General features: G+C 64.2%; 20 protein-coding genes and 3 pseudogenes. 15 read left to right on the forward strand and 8 right to left on the reverse strand.

The annotated features are described in order from the left end of the window. The first annotated feature begins 67 nt into the window (after positions 1-67). Positions 68-931 carry a cytochrome c oxidase subunit 3 gene (locus tag U5S82_08525; protein MDZ7751694.1) on the forward strand — a complete coding sequence of 288 codons (864 nt, stop codon included), beginning with the start codon at positions 68-70 and terminating at the stop codon, positions 929-931. Positions 932-985: 54 nt separating this feature from the next. On the opposite strand, the gene U5S82_08530 is transcribed toward U5S82_08525, so the two are convergent. Beyond that, on the reverse strand, positions 986-1,198 hold the full coding sequence (locus U5S82_08530; GenBank protein ID MDZ7751695.1) for a twin transmembrane helix small protein: 213 nt from the start codon (positions 1,196-1,198) through the stop codon (positions 986-988). 97 nt (positions 1,199-1,295) lie between these two features. On the opposite strand from U5S82_08530, the gene U5S82_08535 reads away from it, so the two are divergent. The 7 genes from U5S82_08535 (at position 1,296) to U5S82_08565 (ending at position 8,378) form a co-directional block, all read left to right on the forward strand. Beyond that, the gene (locus U5S82_08535) at positions 1,296-2,024 is read left to right on the forward strand and encodes an SURF1 family protein (GenBank protein MDZ7751696.1); all 729 of its coding nucleotides are present in this window, start codon (positions 1,296-1,298) and stop codon (positions 2,022-2,024) included. 4 nt (positions 2,025-2,028) lie between these two features. Next, positions 2,029-2,640, forward strand: coding sequence for a hypothetical protein (locus U5S82_08540; protein MDZ7751697.1), 612 nt, complete (start codon positions 2,029-2,031; stop codon positions 2,638-2,640). Next, positions 2,637-3,695, forward strand: a complete 1,059-nt coding sequence (locus tag U5S82_08545; protein MDZ7751698.1) for a COX15/CtaA family protein — start codon at positions 2,637-2,639, stop codon at positions 3,693-3,695. The genes U5S82_08540 and U5S82_08545 overlap by 4 nt, the downstream gene beginning before the upstream one ends. Beyond that, complete coding sequence (gene cyoE / locus U5S82_08550; GenBank protein ID MDZ7751699.1) at positions 3,692-4,597, forward strand: heme o synthase; 906 nt, start codon at positions 3,692-3,694, stop codon at positions 4,595-4,597. The genes U5S82_08545 and cyoE overlap by 4 nt, the downstream gene beginning before the upstream one ends. Positions 4,598-4,670: 73 nt before the next feature. Then, complete coding sequence (locus tag U5S82_08555) at positions 4,671-7,133, forward strand: heavy metal translocating P-type ATPase (GenBank protein ID MDZ7751700.1); 2,463 nt, start codon at positions 4,671-4,673, stop codon at positions 7,131-7,133. Between the two features lie 32 nt (positions 7,134-7,165). Beyond that, a complete protein-coding gene (gene ccoS, locus U5S82_08560) occupies positions 7,166-7,354 on the forward strand; it encodes a cbb3-type cytochrome oxidase assembly protein CcoS (protein ID MDZ7751701.1) in 189 nt (62 codons plus the stop codon). Positions 7,355-7,589: 235 nt separating this feature from the next. Further along, complete coding sequence (locus U5S82_08565) at positions 7,590-8,378, forward strand: DUF2189 domain-containing protein (protein MDZ7751702.1); 789 nt, start codon at positions 7,590-7,592, stop codon at positions 8,376-8,378. A 271-nt stretch (positions 8,379-8,649) separates the two neighbouring features. On the opposite strand, the gene rpoH is transcribed toward U5S82_08565, so the two are convergent. The 3 genes and pseudogenes from rpoH to U5S82_08580 all read right to left on the reverse strand — a co-directional run bounded on the left by rpoH (position 8,650) and on the right by U5S82_08580 (position 11,734). After that, the gene (gene rpoH / locus U5S82_08570; protein MDZ7751703.1) at positions 8,650-9,501 is read right to left on the reverse strand and encodes an RNA polymerase sigma factor RpoH; all 852 of its coding nucleotides are present in this window, start codon (positions 9,499-9,501) and stop codon (positions 8,650-8,652) included. Between the two features lie 690 nt (positions 9,502-10,191). Next, the gene (locus tag U5S82_08575) at positions 10,192-11,217 is read right to left on the reverse strand and encodes a hypothetical protein (GenBank protein MDZ7751704.1); all 1,026 of its coding nucleotides are present in this window, start codon (positions 11,215-11,217) and stop codon (positions 10,192-10,194) included. Between the two features lie 166 nt (positions 11,218-11,383). Further along, a pseudogene (locus tag U5S82_08580) lies at positions 11,384-11,734 on the reverse strand (transposase). Positions 11,735-12,073: 339 nt separating this feature from the next. Here U5S82_08580 and U5S82_08585 point away from each other — a divergent pair. Next, positions 12,074-13,210 carry a porin gene (locus U5S82_08585; protein ID MDZ7751705.1) on the forward strand — a complete coding sequence of 379 codons (1,137 nt, stop codon included), beginning with the start codon at positions 12,074-12,076 and terminating at the stop codon, positions 13,208-13,210. Between the two features lie 429 nt (positions 13,211-13,639). Here U5S82_08585 and U5S82_08590 read toward each other — a convergent pair whose 3' ends face one another. Then, entirely contained in the window at positions 13,640-13,870 is a 231-nt protein-coding gene (locus U5S82_08590) for a DUF433 domain-containing protein (GenBank protein ID MDZ7751706.1), read from the reverse strand. Positions 13,871-13,939: 69 nt separating this feature from the next. After that, positions 13,940-14,629: a transposase gene (locus tag U5S82_08595; protein ID MDZ7751707.1), complete on the reverse strand. Its 690-nt coding sequence runs from the start codon at positions 14,627-14,629 to the stop codon at positions 13,940-13,942. Positions 14,630-14,694: 65 nt separating this feature from the next. Between U5S82_08595 and U5S82_08600 the strand changes: the two are divergent. Beyond that, positions 14,695-14,958: pseudogene (locus U5S82_08600) on the forward strand (ATP-binding protein). A gap of 53 nt (positions 14,959-15,011) precedes the next feature. Here the strand turns inward: U5S82_08600 and U5S82_08605 are convergent. Together U5S82_08605 and U5S82_08610 are read right to left on the reverse strand one after the other, a co-directional pair. Next, positions 15,012-15,245 (reverse strand): hypothetical protein, encoded by a 234-nt coding sequence (locus tag U5S82_08605; GenBank protein MDZ7751708.1) that lies wholly within the window; start codon positions 15,243-15,245, stop codon positions 15,012-15,014. Between the two features lie 65 nt (positions 15,246-15,310). Then, positions 15,311-15,700, reverse strand: a complete 390-nt coding sequence (locus U5S82_08610) for a transposase (GenBank protein ID MDZ7751709.1) — start codon at positions 15,698-15,700, stop codon at positions 15,311-15,313. A gap of 83 nt (positions 15,701-15,783) precedes the next feature. On the opposite strand from U5S82_08610, the pseudogene U5S82_08615 reads away from it, so the two are divergent. The 5 genes and pseudogenes from U5S82_08615 (at position 15,784) to U5S82_08635 (ending at position 19,880) form a co-directional block, all read left to right on the forward strand. After that, positions 15,784-16,827: pseudogene (locus tag U5S82_08615) on the forward strand (IS21 family transposase). Further along, the gene (gene istB / locus U5S82_08620; protein MDZ7751710.1) at positions 16,824-17,597 is read left to right on the forward strand and encodes an IS21-like element helper ATPase IstB; all 774 of its coding nucleotides are present in this window, start codon (positions 16,824-16,826) and stop codon (positions 17,595-17,597) included. Before U5S82_08615 ends, istB begins: the two are co-directional and overlap by 4 nt. Continuing rightward, on the forward strand, positions 17,594-17,770 hold the full coding sequence (locus U5S82_08625; protein MDZ7751711.1) for a hypothetical protein: 177 nt from the start codon (positions 17,594-17,596) through the stop codon (positions 17,768-17,770). The genes istB and U5S82_08625 overlap by 4 nt, the downstream gene beginning before the upstream one ends. 698 nt (positions 17,771-18,468) lie before the next feature. Beyond that, positions 18,469-19,038 (forward strand): hypothetical protein, encoded by a 570-nt coding sequence (locus U5S82_08630; GenBank protein ID MDZ7751712.1) that lies wholly within the window; start codon positions 18,469-18,471, stop codon positions 19,036-19,038. Further along, complete coding sequence (locus U5S82_08635; protein MDZ7751713.1) at positions 19,035-19,880, forward strand: ATP-binding protein; 846 nt, start codon at positions 19,035-19,037, stop codon at positions 19,878-19,880. The genes U5S82_08630 and U5S82_08635 overlap by 4 nt, the downstream gene beginning before the upstream one ends. Positions 19,881-19,896 lie beyond the last annotated feature (16 nt).

Genomic DNA, 19,896 nt, shown 5'->3' on the forward strand with positions numbered 1-19,896 from the left:
GGATGGCCGGGCGACCGGCCGGTCATCCAGAGATACCAATACCATCAATGATCAGTGAGGGGATGTTATGAGTGAAGCACACGGGGGATATTATCTGCCAAACCCGAGTCCCTGGCCCGTCGTGGGGTCGGTGGGGCTGTTCCTGTTCACCGGAGGGTTCGCCTACTTCCTCCATGGCGGCACCAAGCTGGTGATGCTCGCGGGTGCCGCGGTGCTCATCTTCATGTTGTTCGGCTGGTTCGGCGCCGTCATCAAGGAGAGCGAGTCCGGGGCCTACGACGACCACGTGGACAAGTCCTTCCGCATGGGCATGGCGTGGTTCATCTTCTCGGAAGTGATGTTCTTCGCCGCCTTCTTCGGCGCCCTGTTCTACGTGCGCATGTGGGCGGTGCCATGGCTCGGCGGTGCCGGAAATAATCTCTATACCGGCGAACTCCTGTGGCCCGCCTTCGAGGCGGCCTGGCCGACCAATGGCCCCGGAGACGTGGGGGGCGAGTTCAAGGCCATGGGGGCATGGGGCCTGCCGGCGATCAACACCCTCATCCTGCTCTCCAGCGGTGTGACCGTCACCCTGGCCCATTGGGCCCTCAAGAAGCAGGAGCGCCAGAAGCTCATCATGTGGCTGGCGGCCACCGTGGCCCTGGGCTTCCTGTTCGTGGGCCTGCAGGCCTACGAGTACGGCCACGCCTGGACCGACCTCAACCTGACCATGGGCTCCGGGATCTACGGCAGCACCTTCTACATGCTCACCGGCTTCCACGGGCTTCATGTGACCCTCGGGGCCATCATGTTGCTGGTGGTGCTGTTCCGCGCCATGAAGGGCCACTTTACGCCCGACCGTCACTTCGCCTTCGAGGGAGCCGCCTGGTACTGGCACTTCGTCGACGTGGTGTGGCTCGGCCTGTTCGTATTCGTGTACTGGCTGGTCTGACCCGCCCGGCGTACCCACGGGGGGCGCCGCGGTTAGCCGCGGCGCCCCTTTGCGTTATCCCGCACCTATACCATGTGGGGTAATCAGGCCGGTCGCCTGCCCTATCATGAGGAAGATGAACAGCACGACCGAAAAGCCGATACGAAAGGTCAGGGCCTTGACGGCACGATCGGAGCTGCCCGGGTCCTTCAACAGGAAATAGAGGCCGGAGAACAGGGACGAAACCACCACCAACAGCAATATGACGACCAACAACTTGAACAGCATCGACCTCTCCGGAGCCTTGAGTTTTGCCGAGTATAGTGGCTCCTTCCCAGGGCAACACCCCAGGATGAGCGCCGTTTAGGCCGCCCGTCATACCTTTATGACCAGACGCCCGTTCATCATCGTCCTGGTGCTCGCCATGGTCGCGAGCTTCACCGCCCTCGGCCTATGGCAACTCGAGCGGGCCGAAGAGAAACAGCGGCTGCTGGATACCTTCGCGGAACGGGCCGCCGCCGACGCGGTGTCCCTGGGGGCCTTGAGCGGCGAGCCTTCGCAGGCCGCCCACCGCCGCGTCGAGGTCTCGGGAACCTTCTGGAAGGAGCGTCAGATCCTGCGCGACAACCGCATCCACGACGGGCGTGCGGGCTACCACGTGATCACCCCCTTCTTTCCGGCCGACGTCAATGCCGTGCTGCTCATCAATCGCGGCTGGATCCCCTGGGGCCAGCGACGTGAAGAACTCCCCCGCTTCGACACCCCCGCCGGGCAGCTGCGGCTCAGCGGCACCCTGCGCCTGCCCCCCGAGGACACCATGGTGCTGGGGCCGGAGGAGCCCCACGGGGGGACATGGCCGCGCATCGTCCAGACCGTCGACCTCGCGGAGCTGACCGGTGCCCTCGGCCGCGACCTGTTGCCCTATGTCCTGCTTCTCGACCCGGAGGCGCCGGCGGGCTTCGTGCGCCAGTGGTCGCCGCTGTACGGCGGCATCGGCCCTGAAAAACACCGCGCCTATGCCCTCCAATGGTTCACCTTCGCCACCCTGATGCTGGTCCTGAGCATCGCGGCCGCACGCCGCGGGGCGCGGGAAGATGGGGACGGGAGGGCATAGACCAATGGACGCCAATCGTCGCCGTACCATTCTGCAGTTGGGCGCCCTGGTGGTGATCTTCCTCCTGCCGGTGGTCCTGTCCACGGCCATCTACTTCTTCGGCGACCAACTGACGCCACAGGAGACTTCGGCCATGGGCTCCCTCATCACGCCGGCCCGGCCCCTGCCTGTCCAGGCCGTAGCGGATCCCTCCGGCGCCACCGCGCCCCTGGCGGAGCTGTTCGGCAAATGGACCATCGTCTTCCTGGCGCGGGAGCAGTGCGGCCCGTCCTGCGCCCAGCGCCTGCGGGACATGAACAAGGTGCGCCAGGCCCTGGGTGAGGACTCACACCGCGCTCAGACCCTGCTGCTGGTGGATCGCCCCGTCGCCGGTGATGTCGGTGAGGCGTTTCGCGCACTGCGGGAAGAGTTGCCCCGCCTGCTGGTGCGCACCGGTGGTACGGATGGCCTGGCCGGCGAATTCACCGAATCTTTCAACGTGGATGCCGCCCCCTGGGGCCGTACCTATCTCGTCGACCCCCTCGGTAACCTGATGATGGTCTACCCCGCGGGCACCGATCCCAAGTGGGTGCTCATCGACCTGCGCACCCTGCTCAAGGCCTCCCAGATAGGATGAACGCGACGCCTCGACCCTATTATCGCCTGCTGGTGCTGCTCACCACGGTCCTCGCGCTGGTAGTGGTGATCCTGGGGGCCTATACCCGGCTCGCCGACGCCGGCCTCGGCTGCCCCGACTGGCCGGGTTGTTACGGCCACCTGGGAGTCCCGGAGTCGCCCGATGCCGTGGCGGCGGCCAACGCCAATTTCCCGGAGCGCCCTGTCGAATCGCCCAAGGCCTGGAAAGAGATGGTGCATCGTTATTTCGCCGGCACCCTGGGTCTCATGATCTTCGCCATCGCCATCCTCTCCTGGCGCCGGCGTCAGGATGAAGGCCGCGGCGTCGCCCTGCCCATGGCCATTGCCGCCCTGGTGGTGTTCCAGGCCCTGCTGGGCATGTGGACCGTGACCCTCCAGCTCAAGCCCGTGGTGGTGATGGCCCATCTGCTGGGGGGATTCACCACCCTGGCCCTGCTGTGGTGGCTGTTCCTGCGTAGCCGTGCCCCGGGGACGCGTTTGGCCGCGGGCGTCGATGACGATTCCGTGTCCTTGACGCCACGGCTCATCGCCCTGGTCTCCCTCGTGGTTCTATACGCCCAGATCGCCCTCGGTGGCTGGACCAGCGCCAATTACGCCGCCCTCGCCTGCACCGACTTCCCCACCTGCCAGTCGGTGTGGTGGCCGGCCATGGACTTCAGCGAGGGCTTCGTGCTGTGGCGGGGAGTCGGGGTCAACTACGAGTTCGGCATCCTCGACAGCGCCGCCCGCACCGCCATTCACATGAGTCATCGGCTGGGCGCCATAGTAACCGCAGGCTGGTTGCTGTTTGTGGGCGCTTACTTTCTGAAAGGGACAGCAGGCATCGGCGGCCAGCGTCTGGCGCTGGCCATGATGGTGCTGCTGGTGCTGCAAGTGGGTCTCGGCATCACCAACATCGTCGCCGCCCTGCCCCTGGGGGTGGCGGTTGCCCACAATGCGGTGGGGGCCTTACTGTTGTTATCTGTAGTGACCTTGAACCATGTAGTCCACCGGCGGTCCATCGGTGCAATCCCCGTGATGGAAGGCGCGACGTGAGTCATTCGGCAAAGGCAATCCACGGCTCCGGGGTCGTCAATCCGGCGACGCTGATCAAGGAGTACTACGAGCTTACCAAGCCCAAGGTGGTGGCCCTCATCGTGTTTACCGCCCTGGTGGGCATGTTCCTGGCCACCCCCGATATGGTCGACTGGCGCGTGCTGGTGTTCGGCACCCTGGGCATCGGCCTCGGGGCCGCGGCGGGCGCCGCCGTGAACCAGTTGGTGGAACAGCGCTCGGACGCCCTCATGTCCCGCACCCGGAGACGGCCCCTGCCTTCGGGACGAGTGGATGGCCGTGACGCCTTGCTGTTCTCGCTGTTCCTCGCCGGCCTGTCGATGCTGGTGCTGGTGACCCAGGTCAATATGCTCACCGCGGTGCTCACCTTCCTGTCCATGATCGGCTACGCTATCGTCTATACCCTGTTCCTCAAGCGCGCCACACCTCAAAATATCGTCATCGGCGGCGCCGCCGGGGCTACCCCGCCGGTGCTCGGTTGGGCCGCCGTCACCGGCACCGTGGACGGTCATGCCCTGCTGCTCTTTCTGATCATCTTCACCTGGACCCCGCCGCACTTCTGGGCCCTGGCCATCCATCGCCGGGAGGATTACGCCAAGGCCGATCTGCCCATGCTGCCGGTGACCCACGGCAACCAGTTCACGCGCCTGCATGTGCTGCTGTACACCATACTCATGGTTATCGTCAGCATCCTGCCCTATCTGACCTTGATGAGCGGCTTGCTCTATCTGGCCTGCGCAGTTCTCCTCGGCGGCGTGTTCCTGCTGTATGCCGTGCGCCTGTATCGCGAGGAGGACCCCTCCCTGCCCATGAAGACCTTCGGCTATTCCATCATCTATCTGATGGGCCTGTTCAGCGCGTTGCTGTTCGACCACTATCTCTAGGGGCCCCTTCCCCGGCCCCGGGCTCCCATGCCGTGACCCACGCCGCCCGCCCCCCTTATCCGATGACCCGCTGATGGACGAGCCGGAGACCTGTTTCCATTGTGGACAGCCCGTGCCCAAGGGGGCCCACTATCCCGTGGAACTCGACGGCGAGCCCCAGCCCACCTGCTGCGCCGGTTGTCAGGCGGTGGCCGAGGCCATCCTGGCCAGCGGCCTCGGGGACTATTACCGCTACCGCACCGATGCCGGGCCCACGGGGCGCGCCGTCGTGCCGGAGGAACTGGAACGGCTGGCGGTGTACGACGACGAGAGGCTGCAGGCCCGTTTCGTGGAAGCCGACGGCGAGCACATCCGCGAGGCCGCCCTCATTCTCGAGGGTATCACCTGCGCGGCCTGCATCTGGTTGAACGAACGCCATGTGAACGGGCTGTCCGGCGTGCTGGAGTTCCGGGTCAACTATTCCAACCATCGCGCCCGCCTGCGCTGGGACAACCGGGTAATCCGCCTGTCCGACGTGCTGAAGGCCATCGCCGACATCGGTTACGTCGCCCACCCCTACGATCCCAACCGCCAGCAACAGGTGGCCGATCGGGAGCGCCGGGTGTTCCTGCGCCGTATCGCCCTGGCCGGCCTCGGCACCATGCAGGTGATGATGTTCGCGGTGGCCCTCTACGTCGGCGAGGCCACCGGCATGGAGCCTGCTTACAAGCACTTCTTCGAGTGGGTCAGTCTGCTGGTGGCCACGCCGGTGGTGCTGTATTCGGCCCAGCCCTTCTTTCGTGGTGCCTGGACCGATCTCAGGCACCTGCGTCTGGGCATGGATGTGCCCGTGGCCCTGGCCATCGGGGTGGCCTACGTGGCCAGCGCCTGGGCCACCGCAAGCGGCAGCGGCCAGGTCTATTTCGATTCCGTGAGCATGTTCACCCTTTTCCTGCTCACGGGTCGCTTCCTGGAGATGGGCGCCCGCCACCGCGCCGCCCAGGCGGGTGAGGACCTGGTGCGCCTGGCCCCCAACATGGCCCGCCGGGTGGACGCGGCGGGCGAGTCCATGGTGCCCGTGACCGATGTGGTCCCCGGCGACCGCCTGCGGGTGCGTCCGGGGGAGGCGGTGCCCACGGACGGCCGCGTGCTGGAGGGCCACAGCTCGGTGGACGAATCCCTGCTCACGGGCGAAAGCATGCCGCTGCTGAAATCCCCCGGCGACGGCGTAGTGGGTGGCACGGTGAACGTGGAAAGCCCGCTGCTGATGGAGGTCACCGAGGTCGGCGAGGACACCGTGCTGGCGGCCATCCTGCGCCTGCTGGACCGGGCCCAGGGCCAGAAACCCCGCCTCGCCCGCGTCGCGGACCGGGTGGCCGCCTGGTTCGTGGCGGCGATCCTGCTGGTGGCCGGTTCGACTTATTGGTGGTGGCACCTGGAGGCGCCGGCGGATGCCTTCTGGATCACCCTCTCGGTGCTGGTGGTGACCTGTCCCTGCGCCCTGTCGCTGGCCACGCCGGCGGCCCTGGCCGCCGGCACCGGGCGCCTCGCCACCGAGGGCCTGCTGGCCACCCGCGGCCACGCCCTCGAGGTGCTGAGCAAGGCCACCCGGGTGGTGTTCGACAAGACGGGCACCCTGACGGTGGGCCATCTCGAGGTGGTCGACGTAGCGGTGCTGCGGGACGGCTGGACCGCGTCCGGCGCCCTGGCGCTGGCCGGCGCCCTCGAGCAGGCCTCGGAGCACCCCATCGGCCGCGCCCTGCGCCGGGCCGCCGGCGACGGCCCGCAGGCAAGGGAGGTCACGGCCCGCTCCGGAGAGGGCATCACGGGTATCGTCGACGGCGTGACCTTCCGTCTCGGCACCCCCGCCTTCGCCGGCCACGACGGCGCGCCAGGCGGCGTATCCCCGGACGCCCGGGACACCGAGGTGATGCTGGCGGATCCCGCGGGCCCGATCGCCACCTTCACCCTCGCCGATCGCCTGCGGGAGGGTGCCCGGGACGCCGTGGGCCGGCTGCGCGACATGGGCCTCGAGGTGTCCCTGTTCAGCGGCGACGGCGAGGGTGCCGTCGCCGCCGTGGCCGCGGCCCTGGATATCACCGACCAGCGGGCGCGCATGCTGCCCCAGGACAAGCTCGCCGCCGTGGCGGCCCTGCAGGCCCACGGGGAAGTGGTGCTGATGGTGGGGGATGGCGTGAACGATGCGCCGGTGCTGGCCGGGGCCGATGTATCCCTGGCCATGGGCAAGGCCTCGGCCATCGCCCAGACTCACGCCGACCTGGTGCTGTTCAACGACCATCTGCCCCATATCCCCAATGGCATCGCCACGGCGCGCCACACCCTCGGCATCGTGCGCCAGAATCTGGCCTGGGCCCTAATCTATAACGTGGTGGCCCTGCCCCTGGCGGTGGCAGGCCTGGTCCAGCCGTGGATGGCGGCCATCGGCATGTCGGCCAGCTCCCTGTTGGTGGTGCTGAACGCCCTCAGGTTGCGGGCGCGCCGGGGGCGCGCGCGCGCCACCCCCATAACCCCCGCCATCGCCGCCGATCATTCCTGACCAGGCGGCGAGGCGGCACACAGGCGGTAACCATGGAAGTCATCTACTATCTCGTTCCCGTGGCCCTGGTGATCCTGGTGATCGCCGTGGCCATCTTCTTCTGGGCGGTCAAGTCCGGGCAGTACGATGACATGGAAGGGCCGGCCCACCGCATCCTCATGGACGACGACCCGCCCCCCGCAGAGCCCCCGGATGGCGATGAACGGAAGGACGATCCCTGATCCTAGAGGCGCGGCCACTCCAATCCGTCGCGGACGAAAACAATGACCCAGGGATGGTTCGTCTGCCAAACGCGGAATACCCTCGCTTTTTCTTCAGGATCCCCCGGCTTTTCATCTAGAATCTGATCCGGGAGGTCACCAGGCCGGCCCACACAACTACAAATCGGGACCCCGGAGATACGGAAGTCCCTTGAGCACACCATGCGCAAGGCATGGCACAAAGGAGGAGTGAATCGTGAGTGATACAGAGTCCCGCGCCGATTCCGGCGAGCCGCTGCCCCTGGTGGCCCCGGCCAATACCCTCTCCCTGGGAGCGCCCTTCGGTTGGCTGCGCCGCGGCTGGGCGGACATCCGCAGGGCGCCCCTGGCCAGCCTGAGCTATGGTGTGATGCTGGTGCTGTTTTCCTATTTGATCACCTATCTGGTGCTGAGCACCGGCAACCACATATTGCTGTTCAGCCTCCTGACGGGCTTCGTGCTGGTGGGTCCGGTGCTGGCCTTCTCCCTGTACGATATCAGCTGTCAGATCTCCAGGGGCAAGACGCCGACTCTCGGCCATTGCGCCTTGCAGAGCCGCAAGCATCTCGGCAACGAGCTGATGTTCGCGGTGGTGTTGACCCTGATCCTGCTGGTATGGGCGCGGGCCGCGTCCATGATCCACGTCTTCTTTCCCACCGACGGCGACCCGTCCCTGGCCCAGTTGGCGACCTTTCTGGGGATCGGCAGTAGCGTGGGCGCGGTGTTCGCCAGCTTCGTGTTCGCCGTGAGTGCCTTCTCCCTGCCCATGATGATGGACCGCAAGGTGGATGTGGTGACGGCCATCATCACCAGCATCAACGCGGTGCTGCGCAACAAGGGCGCGATGCTGGTGTGGGCCACCCTCATCGTCGGCCTCACCCTGGTGGGCTTCGCCACCGCCTTCGTGGGCCTCGCCGTGCTCATGCCCCTCATCGGCCACGCCACCTGGCACGGCTACCGGGAAACCATACGCAGCGACGTGTTTCCGCCGGCGGAGTCCGTTTAAACGCCGGCAGGAAAAGCGGTTGGAACTACGAAAGGCGCGAAAGACGCGAAAGGAAAAAGACTGCCTGCTTAACAGGTCGAGGCAAACGTGCTGAGCCAAGTCGCTTGGTCATCGATGAGGTGAAGCCGTTGGTTATCATCGACCTGAGGGGTAACCCAGCGATTTGATTGCTTTTCTTTCGCGTCTTTCGCGTGTTTCGTAGTTAAGAATTCACCGTAAAAAAAGGGCGCCCGAAGGCGCCCCTGTTCGTGGTCCTCGCGAAGGCCCTCCCTCAGGCGGCCATGGCGGTCTTGAGCTTCTTGAAAGCGTTCTTCTCGAGCTGGCGGATGCGCTCCGCCGAAACCTGATACTCGTCGGCGAGTTCCTGCAGGGTGGACTTGTCGTCTCCCAACCAGCGCCGCTCGAGGATGCGCCGGCTGCGGTCATCCAGTACCTCCATGGCCCGGAACAGGCGATCATGGGCGTCGTTGGACCAATCGTCCGCTTCCGCCTCGAGGGCCGGATCGTAACGCAGGTCCTGCAGGTAGCCGGCGGGTGCCGGCCGCTCGTCGTCGTCATCGCTGTCGCCGTAGCCATCGAAGGGCGCGTCGTGGGCGTTGAGCCGTTGCTCCATCTCCAGCACGGTCTTGGCGGGCACACCGAGGTCTGCGGCCACCGCGTTCACCTCGTCGTTATTCATCCAGCCGAGGCGTTTCTTCGCCCCGCGCAGGTTGAAGAACAACTTGCGCTGGGCCTTGGTGGTCGCCACCTTGACGATGCGCCAGTTGCGCAGGATGAATTCGTGCATCTCCGCCCGTATCCAGTGGACTGCAAAGGACACCAGGCGGACCCCCATGTCGGGATCGAAACGCTTCACGGCCTTCATGAGGCCGATGTTGCCCTCCTGTATGAGATCCCCGTGGGCCAGGCCATAGCCACGGTAGCCCTTGGCTACCCGCACCACGAAACGCAGATGGGACAGCACCAACTGGCGGGCAGCGTCCAGGTCCTGGTGGTCACGGAATCTCCGGGCGAGGCGGTACTCCTCATCGGCGCTCAGCATGGGTATGAGATTGACGCTGCGCTCATATTCTTCCAGGCTGCCCGCCGGCAGCGCCATAAGAGCGTTGAGGGTCGTTACCATGAATAATTCTCCAAAATTGTTTTCTCTGTCATAAGGTTAGCACTCGGCGTCTTAGAGCGCCAGAGGCGCCCCGGGTTCCCGTCGCCCACAGAGTCGGGCAATCGCGACGCGGGCGTCGCTCCACAGGGATAGCTGAAGCCCCCCCGGCCTTCCCCCTTTCGCGCCTTTCGTATCTTTCGTAGTTGAACTGCTTTTCACCACGAAAAACGCGAAATACGCGAAAGCACCATACGGCGCCCTGGCCAGGGCCGCGGTAACCGTAGGGCGGCCCGGGTTGCCCCTCCGGTCCCGAGCCAAAAAATCATTTCGTGGTCTTTCGCGTCTTTCGTAGTTGAACTGCTTTTAACCACGAAAAACGCGAAATACGCGAAAGCACCCTGCGGCGCCCTGGCCAGGGCCGCGGTAACCGTAGGGCGGCCCGGGTTGTCCCTCCGGTCCCGAGCCAAAAAATTATTTCGTGATCTTTCGTGTATTTCGTGGTTACAGCTTTTTGCTTTTTGGAGCCGATCCCCCTCGGCGATTCACTTGCTCTTTCCAGCGAAAAGGGATCCTTCCCGCACGGGGGAGAGGGGAGAGGGGAGAGGGGAGAGGGGAGAGGGGAGAGCGGCGGCAGTGGCCAATGCCTTCATGGCGCCCGCCGTAGCCCGATGGTGCGGAGCACCGTTGGCCCTTCAAGCGCCGCTTTGGCGTTTACTCCGTGTCGAAGATGTCTTCGGGTGTCTCGGCGTCGAGGATACGCTCGCTCCAGGCGAGCAGCGTCTCGGCGTCGGCGGCCTCGATGGGTGCGCGGTGGGCCTCGGCCGCCGCCGGGCCGAACTTGCGCGCCAGAAGTCGCAGCAGCACCGCAGCCTCACCCTGTTTCTGGCCCTGCGCCAGGCCCTGCTTCTGACCCTGCGCCAGGCCCCACTTCTGACCCTGCGCCAAGCCCTGTTGCAAGCCTTGTTGCAGACCCTTCTCGATGCCCGCACGCTCCACGGTGGTCACATAAGGCATGCGCTTGGCCTCCTCCAGTTGGTAGAGTTCTTCACGAAAGGCCTCCTCCAGGTCCTCGGGCAACCGGATCATCCAGTCGATGACCCGGAATAGCTCCAGTATAACATCGCGGCTGTAGCCCCGATCATACATCAGCCGTACCAGGCGGAACTTCCAGGCCCGGCGCTGCTCGGCATCCCGCGTCGCCCGCGCCCGGATCTGCGCCATCACCACCAGGGCGAAGCAGCTCTCGCTCGCCTCCAGCTTTGACCACGCCGGCTCGGCCGCCCAGTCCAGCAGCTTCGCCACCGGGAAGCGAAAGGCCAACTCACAACCCCAGCGCCCGCGGCGATAGCTGCTCGGGCGAAAGCCCGGCGAGGCGTCGGCGAGGACCGCCAGACTCACCACATCTCGGCCGTAGCGATCCAGCAGCCGGTAGTGATAAGTGAACATCCGCTCGGCGAAGGCCGCCTCCGGCTGGCCCTGCACCTCCACGTGCACCAGCACCCAGGTCTCGGCCCCGTCGGCGGCACATACCCGCACCAGCTTGTCGGCGTGGCGCCGGCCGGCCTCGGCGTCACGCGCCACCTGCTGGAGTTCCTTGTCGAGAAAGCTGTGGCCGCGGGACCAGTCGATGCCGGCGTTGACCTCGGGAAAGAGCAGCGCCAGGAACTCCGGGAAGTAGCGCTCCAGCGCCTCCTTCCAGGGGCTGTCGTGGTCGTCGGAGATAGATTGGTCGGGCATCGCGCATCCTTGCTGGGGGTTCACATCCTGCGTCGGGGGCAGTCTAGCGCAACGCCGCGGGCAATATCGACGCTCTGCGGCGGTCGCCTGATTACGGTGACAATGCATTTAATTCCGCTGCCCATCACCGCCTCCTCGCCTATGGCGGCTTCGGCCCCCGCTTGGGGATGGCGGCGACCAGATGCGCCTCGTCCATTGCCACACAGCCGAACCGGCCCTGCCAGAAATGACCGGTGCGCCGTTCGCGGGCATGAACATGCCCGGCATACTGCCGGTGAACCCGCGACAGCACCGCCCGCAACCCGTCCTGGTCCGACGGCGTCAGGATCAGATGAACGTGGTTCGGCATCAGGCACCATCCCCAAATACCGACCCCGTGCTGTCGGCCATGATCGGCCAGAAGGTCCCGATAGAGGCGATAGTCCGCGTCGCCAAAAAACGTCCGCGCGCGCCCGTTGCCGCGCTGGGTCACGTGATGCGGAACATGCGAAAGGACGACGCGGGCGAGGCGAGCCATGGAACGAAACTAACCGGAGGTGACGCGGGAGTAAATTGAATGCACTGTCACCGTAATTTAACACTAGGGCGGACCCGTTCGACCCACCGGTTCTGAGCCAAAAAATCATTTCGTGGTCTTTCGCGTTTTTCGTAGTTAACCGCTTTTTTCCGCCGCGCGTGTTGCGGTTATACAACATTTGTCGCGACCTGTTGTGGAAATGTAAATTGATGTTGCATTCATGGTCCCGGCGTGCCAGAATCTGTTCATCCTTCTCGAAGGGAGGGCGCCCGGGGCGCAACACCAGCCCGGGGCATCCACAACAACCGCTACTTAATTGCTTAAGCAAAGGAGCAAGACATGCAGAAAAAACTCATCGCCCTGGCCGTGGCCTCCGCCATGGCCGCCCCCGTGGCCCTCGCCGACGTCACCGTCTACGGCAAGATGGACGTGTCCTACAACTTCATCGATAACGACACCACTGACGTCACTGGCGCCGCATCTGCGTTAAATTTTGAGGATGACAACCAGTCCATCAACTCCAATAGTTCCCGCCTCGGCTTCAAGGGCTCCGAGGATCTGGGGGGCGGCCTGAAGGCCAACTTCCAGATCGAGAGCGCCATCAAGGTCGACGGTGATGGCACCGGCCTCAACCAACGTAATACCTGGGCTGGCCTGTCCGGTGGCTGGGGCGAGGTGCGCCTGGGTCGTCATGACACGCCGTTCAAGATCGCCGGGCGCAAAACCGACCTCTATGAGTCCGAGCAGTTGGGCGAAAACCGTGCCGTCTTCAACCAACCGGTTTCGATTGCCACGACTACGACTGCTGGTACGGATACCGGTCTTGGTTACGACATTCGGGCTCGCAACGCGTTGGCCTACTTCACCCCCAACTTCAGCGGCTTCCAGGGCGCCGTGGCCTATATCCCCGAAGAGGGCATCGACGATGGTGACGCCTGGTCCGTGGCGGCCTTCTACGGCAATGGCCCCCTGTTCCTTACCGTCGCCTACGAGCAACTGAACGAAGGGGCGTCTGGCGTGAGTAGCAGTGTTCTCGCCACAGGCACTGATGAGCAGACGGCGTGGCGCTTCGGTGGTGCCTACACCTTCGGCGACTTTAAGTTCTCCGGCCTGTACCAGATGGGTAAGGACGAGGCTGGTGTGGACGGCCTCGACCACGATGCGTGGTGGCTGGGCGGCCAGTACACCTTCGGCAACAACCAGGCCATGGTGACCTACGGGCAGTCCGACTATGATAACGTCGCCGGCTTCACGGATGATCGTGAGTTCGATGTGTGGACCATCGGCCTGAACCACAACTTCAGCAAGCGCACCATGCTGTACGCCCGTTATGCCAGCCTGGATAACGAGAGTGGCTCCGGGGCCACCCTCAACAGCTCCGGCTTCGACAACGGCGACGGCAACTCCGACCAGGGTGTCACGGACCTGGGTGGCGAGTCCTCCGGCTTCTCCGTCGGCATGCGCCACAAGTTCTAAGCGGGCCCTGCCCTCTTAGCACACGAAAACGGGGCCTTCGGGCCCCGTTTTTTATGGGCTCTGGCAAATTACGAAATTCCAGGATTACGGGAATTACGGTGACGAATTACGGAATTACGGTGACAGGAATTACGGTGACAGTGCACTTATTTCCGGAATTACGGTGACAGTGCATTTAATTCCGCTACCCATCACCGCCTCCTCGGCTATCGCGGCTTCGTATTACGGTGACAGTGCATTTAATTCCGCTACCCAGCACCGCCTCCTCGCCTATGGAGGCTTCGGCCTCCGCTTGCCGGGCTTCAGCGTTCGCCCTATTACGGTGACCTAGGTGAGGCGGGAGTCAATTAAATGCACTGTCACCGGAATTGGGTCACCGGAATTGGCAGTTCAGCATGCGAAAGGAGAGGTTTTCGTCGAGCAGAAGTTTCAAGCCGGGCCGAGGGTTGCCAGATGGTGCTCGCGGTCGGCCGCGAAGGCCAGGCACGCGCGGATATCTTCCGTCGTAAGTTCAGGATAATCAGACAGAATTTCCGCCTCGCTGGCTCCAGATGCGAGCCAGTCCAAGACGTCATAGACTGTTATGCGCATACCGCGTATGCACGGTTTGCCGCCCCGCTTGCCTGGCTCGATGGTGATGCGTTCCAGATAATTCGTCATAACAGGCTTGAACTCGTATGGTTACTTAACCGTCTTACGGTCAAATTACGAATTACGGTGACAGTGCATTTAATTCCACTGCCCATCACCGCCTCCTCGCCTATGCGGCTTCGGCCCCCGCTTGCCGGGCTTCAGTGTTCGCCCGACCTGCTCCTCGACCCACCGCAGAAAGGCATCGTTTCCAATGGGGCGGCCGATTGTTTCCGAGCGGCGCAGGGCCTCGAACCGGTCGTCTTCTTCGCCGGCAGCGATGATCTGCTTCGCGGCCACCAGGTACGGCGTCAGCGCCTCGACGTCCGTCACGCCGTCCCCCTTGTCGGGACGAAGGTAGGCGTGGATGGATGACCAGGCCCAATCCTGCGCCTTTTCCACCAGCCGTGCCCGCAGGGGGTTCAACACCACATAGGCCATGGCCGCGACCAGATGCGCCTCGTCCATTGCCACACAGCCGAACCGGCCCTGCCAGAAATGACCGGTGCGCCGTTCGCGGGCATGAACATGCCCGGCATACTGCCGGTGAACCCGCGACAGCACCGCCCGCAGCCCGTCCTTGTCCGACGGCGTCAGGATCAGATGAACGTGGTTCGGCATCAGGCACCATCCCCAAATACCGACCCCGTGTTGCCGGCCATGATCGACCAGGAGGTCCCGATAGAGGCGATAGTCCGCGTCGCCAAAAAACGTCCGTGCCCGCCCGTTGCCGCGCTGAGTCACGTGATGCGGAACATGCGAAAGGACGACGCGGGCGAGGCGAACCATAAAACGAAACTAACCGGAGGTGTCGAGGGAGTCAATTGAATGCACTGTCACCGTAATTCCGTAATTCCAAGTTCGACGTCCTCATCATCGACGAACTCGGCTACCTGCCCATGGGCAGCCAGGCCCGCTACAACCTGTTCCAACTGGTCAACGCCCTGTACGAGTACCGTTCCATCATCCTGACCACCAACAAGGAGTTCACCGACTGGGCCGACTACTTCCACCACGACAACGTCGCCGTGCCCGTCGTCGACCGCATCATCCACCACTCACACATCTTCATGATGGGAGGAGAGAGCTATCGGCTGAAGCAGAAGAGAACCACCTAAAACCCTAACGTCTACTGGGTATTACGGTGACAGGTATTACGGTGACAGTGCACTTAATTCCACTGCCCAACACCGCCGCCTCGCCTATCGCGGCTTCGGCCCCGCTTGCCGGGCTTCAGTGTTCGCCCGACCTGCTCCTCGACCCACCGCAGAAAGGCATCGTTTCCAATGGGGCGGCCGATTGTTTCCGATCGGCGCAGGGCGTCGAACCGGGCGTCTTCTTCGCCGGCAGCGATGATCTGCTTCGCGGCCACCAGGTACGGCGTAAGCGCCTCGACATCCGTCACGCCGTCCCCCTTGTCAGGGCGAAGGTAGGCGTGGATGGATGACCAGGGCCAGTCCTGCGTTTTTTCTACCAGCCGTGCCCGAAGGGGTTCAACACCACATAGGCCATGGCCGCTACCAGATGCGCCTCGTCCATTGCCACACACCCGAACCGGCCCTGCCAGAAATGACCGGTGCGCCGTTCGCGGGCATGAACATGCCCGGCATACTGCCGGTGAACCCGCGACAGCACTGCCCGCAGCCCGTCCTTGTCCGACGGCGTCAGGATCAGATGAACGTGGTTCGGCATCAGGCACCATCCCCAAATACCGCCCCCGTGTTGTCGGCCATGATCGACCAGGAGGTCCCGATAGAGGCGATAGTCCGCGTCGCCAAAAAACGTCCGCGCCCGCCCGTTGCCGCGCTGGGTCACGTGATGCGGAACATGCGAAAGGACGACGCGGGCGAGGCGAGCCATGGAACGAAACTAACCGGAGGTGTCGAGGGAGTCAATTGAATGCACTGTCACCGTAATTCCAATTGAATGCACTGTCACCGTAATTCTTCCTCGGTGCCAAGATGGCCAACTTCCTGCGGGGCCACGAGGCGGCCTTCACTGCCTCGAACGGCCTGCCCAAGGTCCTGCTCTACGACAACCTGAAAAGCGCCGTGCTGGAGCGCCAGGGTGAGGCCATCCGCTTCCATCCCACCTTGCTCGAGTTCGCCGCCCACTACCGCTTTGAGCCCCGTCCGGTGGCGGTGGCCCGGGGCAACGAGAAGGGGCGGGTGGAGCGCGCCATCCGCACGATACGCGATAATTTCTGGCCGGCCCGCCAATGGACCGACATCGATGATCTCAACGCCCAGGCCGAGGCCTGGTGCAACGGCTGGGCCATGGACCGGCCCTGCCCGGAGGACCGTGCCCTCTCGGTGCGCCAGGCCTTCGAGCAGGAGCCCCTGCTGGCGCTGCCCGATAACCCCTATCCCACCGACGAGCGGGTCGAGGTCCACATCGGCAAGACCCCTTACGCGCGCTTCGAGGGCAACGACTACAGCGTGCCCCACACCCATGTGCGCCGCACCCTCACCGTCTCGGCCTCACCCACCGAGGTGCGGATCCTCGACGGCGGAGACGTCATCGCCCGCCACCCGCGCAGCTACGACAAGGGCCGGCAGATCGAACAGCCGGAACACATCGAGGCACTGGTCCAGATCAAACGCCAGGCCCGGCATCATCGCGGCCAGGACCACCTGGCCCAGGCCGCACCGGCCAGCCGGCAGTTACTCATACAGGCCGCTGAGCGTGGCGACAACCTCGGCGCCATCACCGCCGCCCTGCTGCGCCTCCTCGATGCCTACGGCGCCCCCGAGCTGGAAGCGGCCATCCAGGAGAGCCTGGCCCACGGGGTCGCTCACCCCAACGGCGTGCGCATCGCCCTGCAGCGGAGGCGCGAGGCGAGAAACCAGCCGCCCCGGGTGGGAGTGCGCATCGACCACGCGCGCGCCAGGGGGCTGGTGGTACGCACCCATGATCTGGGCGGCTACGACGCCTTGCAGTCCACCCCGCCCGAAGCCGAAGACGACGCCCAGGAGGAGCCCCAATGATCCCTAACCCATCCCTGAAAGAACGGGCCACGGCCCTCAAGCTCCATGGCCTGCTGAGCCATTGGGAGGAGCACGCCGACGCTGGCTGGGTCGAGTCCCTGATCCAGTGGGAAGAGGAAGAACGTGCCGACCGCAGCCTCGAGCGGCGCATGAAAGGGGCGCGGCTGGGCCGCTTCAAACCCCTGGCCGACTTCGACTGGGGCTGGCCCAGCCGTTGCGACCGGGAACTGGTCAGTGAGCTGATGCGCCTCGACTTCCTTACCGAGGCGGTCAATATCATCCTGGTGGGACCCAACGGGGTCGGCAAATCCACCCTGGCCCGCAACATCGCCCATCAAGCGGTGCTGGCCGGCCACAGCGTCCTCTTTACCAGCGCCGGCCAGATGCTCAATGACTTGGCCGCCCAGGATGGCGACAGCGCCCTCAAGCGGCGCCTCGCCCGCTACGCCCGCCCTCAACTGCTAGCGGTCGACGAGGTGGGGTATCTCGCCTACTCCAATCGCCATGCCGATCTGCTGTTCGAGATCGTCTCCCGCCGCTACGAGGAGAAATCCACCCTGGTCACCACCAACCGACCCTTCGCCGAATGGGGTGAAGTCTTTCCCAACGCCTCCTGCGTGGTCTCCCTCGTGGACCGGCTGGTACACCGCTCCGAGATCCTCACTATCGAAGGTGAATCCTACCGGCTCAAGGAGGCCAAGGAGCGACAGCAGCAACAGGCGCAGCGGCGCCAATCCGCAGCCAAATCCAACAAAGGAGCCCAACCATGACCCATCCCCCGATACCGGACGACTGGACACCAGAGCAGGCATTGGCAGTCTATGACTTTATCGACGACCTCCGCGATGCCATCTGGAGCCGATACGATCGGCAGCTGGTCGAGCTCATGCAACAAGAACGCATAACGACCTTTGAAGTCGACGACGATGACTTGACCTTCTAAGCCGACCCTTAAACCCACACCGGCGGCGTGACCTGGCTTGAGTCGAGGCGACCTATCCGCGCTGAGGCCGAGTCACGCCGCCTGAACCTGCGACTGCGACCTTCGCCATTTATGCGCGGATTTACTCAGCCGCTAACACGGGGCAGTGTTCTGGGCTCGAGTCGCCCGAGAAACTCAAGCCAAGCGGTGGCAATCCGGATGAACAGCTGCTGTGTGGTTCGACGATGATCTCGACTCCGATATCGGGTGGTCCGCATGTATTGACGCGCTGCCCGTTCAATCTCAACCACGGATATCGTGCGCTGGTCGATACAGAGGCTGCTCACGATTACAAGCAACATCCAGGCGATCTTACGTAGTCCGTTACGGTTATAGCCTCGCTCTGCGCAGTGCCCCAGATATCGCTCTCGCTCGGTGCAACACGGGGCGGCGCGATGTCGCGCCAACACGGCGGGTTGTACATAGAGTTGATTCAGCATGCTGAGCTCTCCTTACTGATGGTGTGAGGGGAGCTCCAGTCTCGGAGGAAAAATTATGTGCTGCAAAAATCGCACGAAACGTGCTGATCCAGGGCTTCTGCGACGCGACAGCACATAACTGACTCGGCGACATAATGGTAGTTATGAAGTCGAGACCATAACTACCAGAATGCCAAGCAGGAGAACTGGTGGTCGGTCGTTGAGGGTCGCCTGCTCGCCATGCTCGAGGGCGTCGAGCAGCTGACACTGGAGAGTCTCAACCGCGCAACACTCGCCTGGGTCGAGGGCGAGTATCAGCGTCGCCGCCATCACGAGCTCGGCTGCGCGCCCATTGAGCGCTATCGGCAGGGCCCCGACGTTGCCCGCGAGTGCCCCGATGCCGAGATGCTACGCCGCAGCTTCCGCGCACAGACCACGCGTGTCCAGCGTCGCTCCGATGGCACCTGCACCGTACTGGGCACCCGCTTCGAGGTGCCCTCGCGGTTCCGCCACCTCCACCGGTTGCAGCTGCGCTACGCACGCTGGGATCTTGCGAGTATTGATCTGCTCGATCCCCACACCGAACAACCCGTCGCCGTGCTCTATCCACTCGACAAGCAGCGTAATGCCGAGCATGGACGACGGGCCCTCGCGCCGGTGGATGACAGCACGTCGGTCGATGCCCTGCCGGCCAACGCTAACACGCGCGCCGGTATGGCGCCGTTGCTTGACCAACTCATGGCCGAGTATGCCGCCACCGGCATACCGCCGGCCTATCTGCCCTTCGATCCCGAGGATACTGACCCATGAACAAATCCCTGCTCGCACTCTACGGCCTCAAGTGGAATCCGTTCTCGCCGGAACTGCCCACCGAGGCATTGATGGCAACGCCTGCGCTGGAGGACTTCGCCTGGCGTATTGAGCACACCCATGTCCGCGAAGGCGGCTTTGCCCTCATTACCGGCGCGCCCGGCACCGGCAAGAGCGTCGCATTGCGCATCCTCGCCGCCCGCCTCGGGCGCCTGCCCGACCTGACCATAGCCGCGTTGACCCATCCGAGCGCCAACCTCGCGGACTTCTACCGCGAGCTGGGAGACCTGTTCGGCGTCGATCTCAAGCCGCACAATCGCTGGATGGGCTTCAAGGGGCTGCGCACCCGCTGGCTGGCGACTCTCGACGCCTCACTCATGCGCCCCGTGCTGCTGATCGATGAAGCCCAGGAGATCGCGCCTGTGGTACTGAATGAGTTGCGCTTGCTCGCTTCGTCCCAGTTCGACTCACGCACCTTGCTGAGCGTGGTCCTCGCCGGCGATCAACGCCTGACCGACCTGCTCCGGCGTGACGATCTGCTCCCGCTCGGCTCGCGCATCCGGGCCCGCCTGGCGCTTGAGCACGCCTCACGCGACCATCTCCTCGCCTGTCTGGAGCATCTTTGCACAAGCGCCGGCAACCCCGGTCTGTTCAGCGAACAGCTGGCACAGGCGCTGGCCGATCATGCCATGGGCAACTACCGTGTGCTGACCAATATGGCCGCCGAAATCCTCGCCCATGCCAGCCGCCACGAACTCACCCAGCTCGATGAAAAGCTCTTCTTCGATGTCTTCCACACCGAGCGCAAGCCATCACCGCGGCGCGCTCGCAGCGCTGCCTGAGCACTGGCGCCGAACC

The organism is Gammaproteobacteria bacterium, assembly GCA_034522055.1.
Lineage (GTDB): Bacteria > Pseudomonadota > Gammaproteobacteria > JAABTG01 > JAABTG01 > JAABTG01.

Coding starts and splice junctions, on each gene's coding strand:
- U5S82_08525 (MDZ7751694.1), top strand. CDS start 68: ATGAGTGAAGCACACGGGGGATATTATCTGCCAAACCCGAGTCCCTGG.
- U5S82_08530 (MDZ7751695.1), bottom strand. CDS start 1,198: ATGCTGTTCAAGTTGTTGGTCGTCATATTGCTGTTGGTGGTGGTTTCG.
- U5S82_08535 (MDZ7751696.1), top strand. CDS start 1,296: ATGACCAGACGCCCGTTCATCATCGTCCTGGTGCTCGCCATGGTCGCG.
- U5S82_08540 (MDZ7751697.1), top strand. CDS start 2,029: ATGGACGCCAATCGTCGCCGTACCATTCTGCAGTTGGGCGCCCTGGTG.
- U5S82_08545 (MDZ7751698.1), top strand. CDS start 2,637: ATGAACGCGACGCCTCGACCCTATTATCGCCTGCTGGTGCTGCTCACC.
- U5S82_08555 (MDZ7751700.1), top strand. CDS start 4,671: ATGGACGAGCCGGAGACCTGTTTCCATTGTGGACAGCCCGTGCCCAAG.
- ccoS (MDZ7751701.1), top strand. CDS start 7,166: ATGGAAGTCATCTACTATCTCGTTCCCGTGGCCCTGGTGATCCTGGTG.
- rpoH (MDZ7751703.1), bottom strand. CDS start 9,501: ATGGTAACGACCCTCAACGCTCTTATGGCGCTGCCGGCGGGCAGCCTG.
- U5S82_08575 (MDZ7751704.1), bottom strand. CDS start 11,217: ATGCCCGACCAATCTATCTCCGACGACCACGACAGCCCCTGGAAGGAG.
- U5S82_08585 (MDZ7751705.1), top strand. CDS start 12,074: ATGCAGAAAAAACTCATCGCCCTGGCCGTGGCCTCCGCCATGGCCGCC.
- U5S82_08590 (MDZ7751706.1), bottom strand. CDS start 13,870: ATGACGAATTATCTGGAACGCATCACCATCGAGCCAGGCAAGCGGGGC.
- U5S82_08595 (MDZ7751707.1), bottom strand. CDS start 14,629: ATGGTTCGCCTCGCCCGCGTCGTCCTTTCGCATGTTCCGCATCACGTG.
- U5S82_08610 (MDZ7751709.1), bottom strand. CDS start 15,700: ATGGCTCGCCTCGCCCGCGTCGTCCTTTCGCATGTTCCGCATCACGTG.
- istB (MDZ7751710.1), top strand. CDS start 16,824: ATGATCCCTAACCCATCCCTGAAAGAACGGGCCACGGCCCTCAAGCTC.
- U5S82_08625 (MDZ7751711.1), top strand. CDS start 17,594: ATGACCCATCCCCCGATACCGGACGACTGGACACCAGAGCAGGCATTG.
- U5S82_08630 (MDZ7751712.1), top strand. CDS start 18,469: ATGCTCGAGGGCGTCGAGCAGCTGACACTGGAGAGTCTCAACCGCGCA.
- U5S82_08635 (MDZ7751713.1), top strand. CDS start 19,035: ATGAACAAATCCCTGCTCGCACTCTACGGCCTCAAGTGGAATCCGTTC.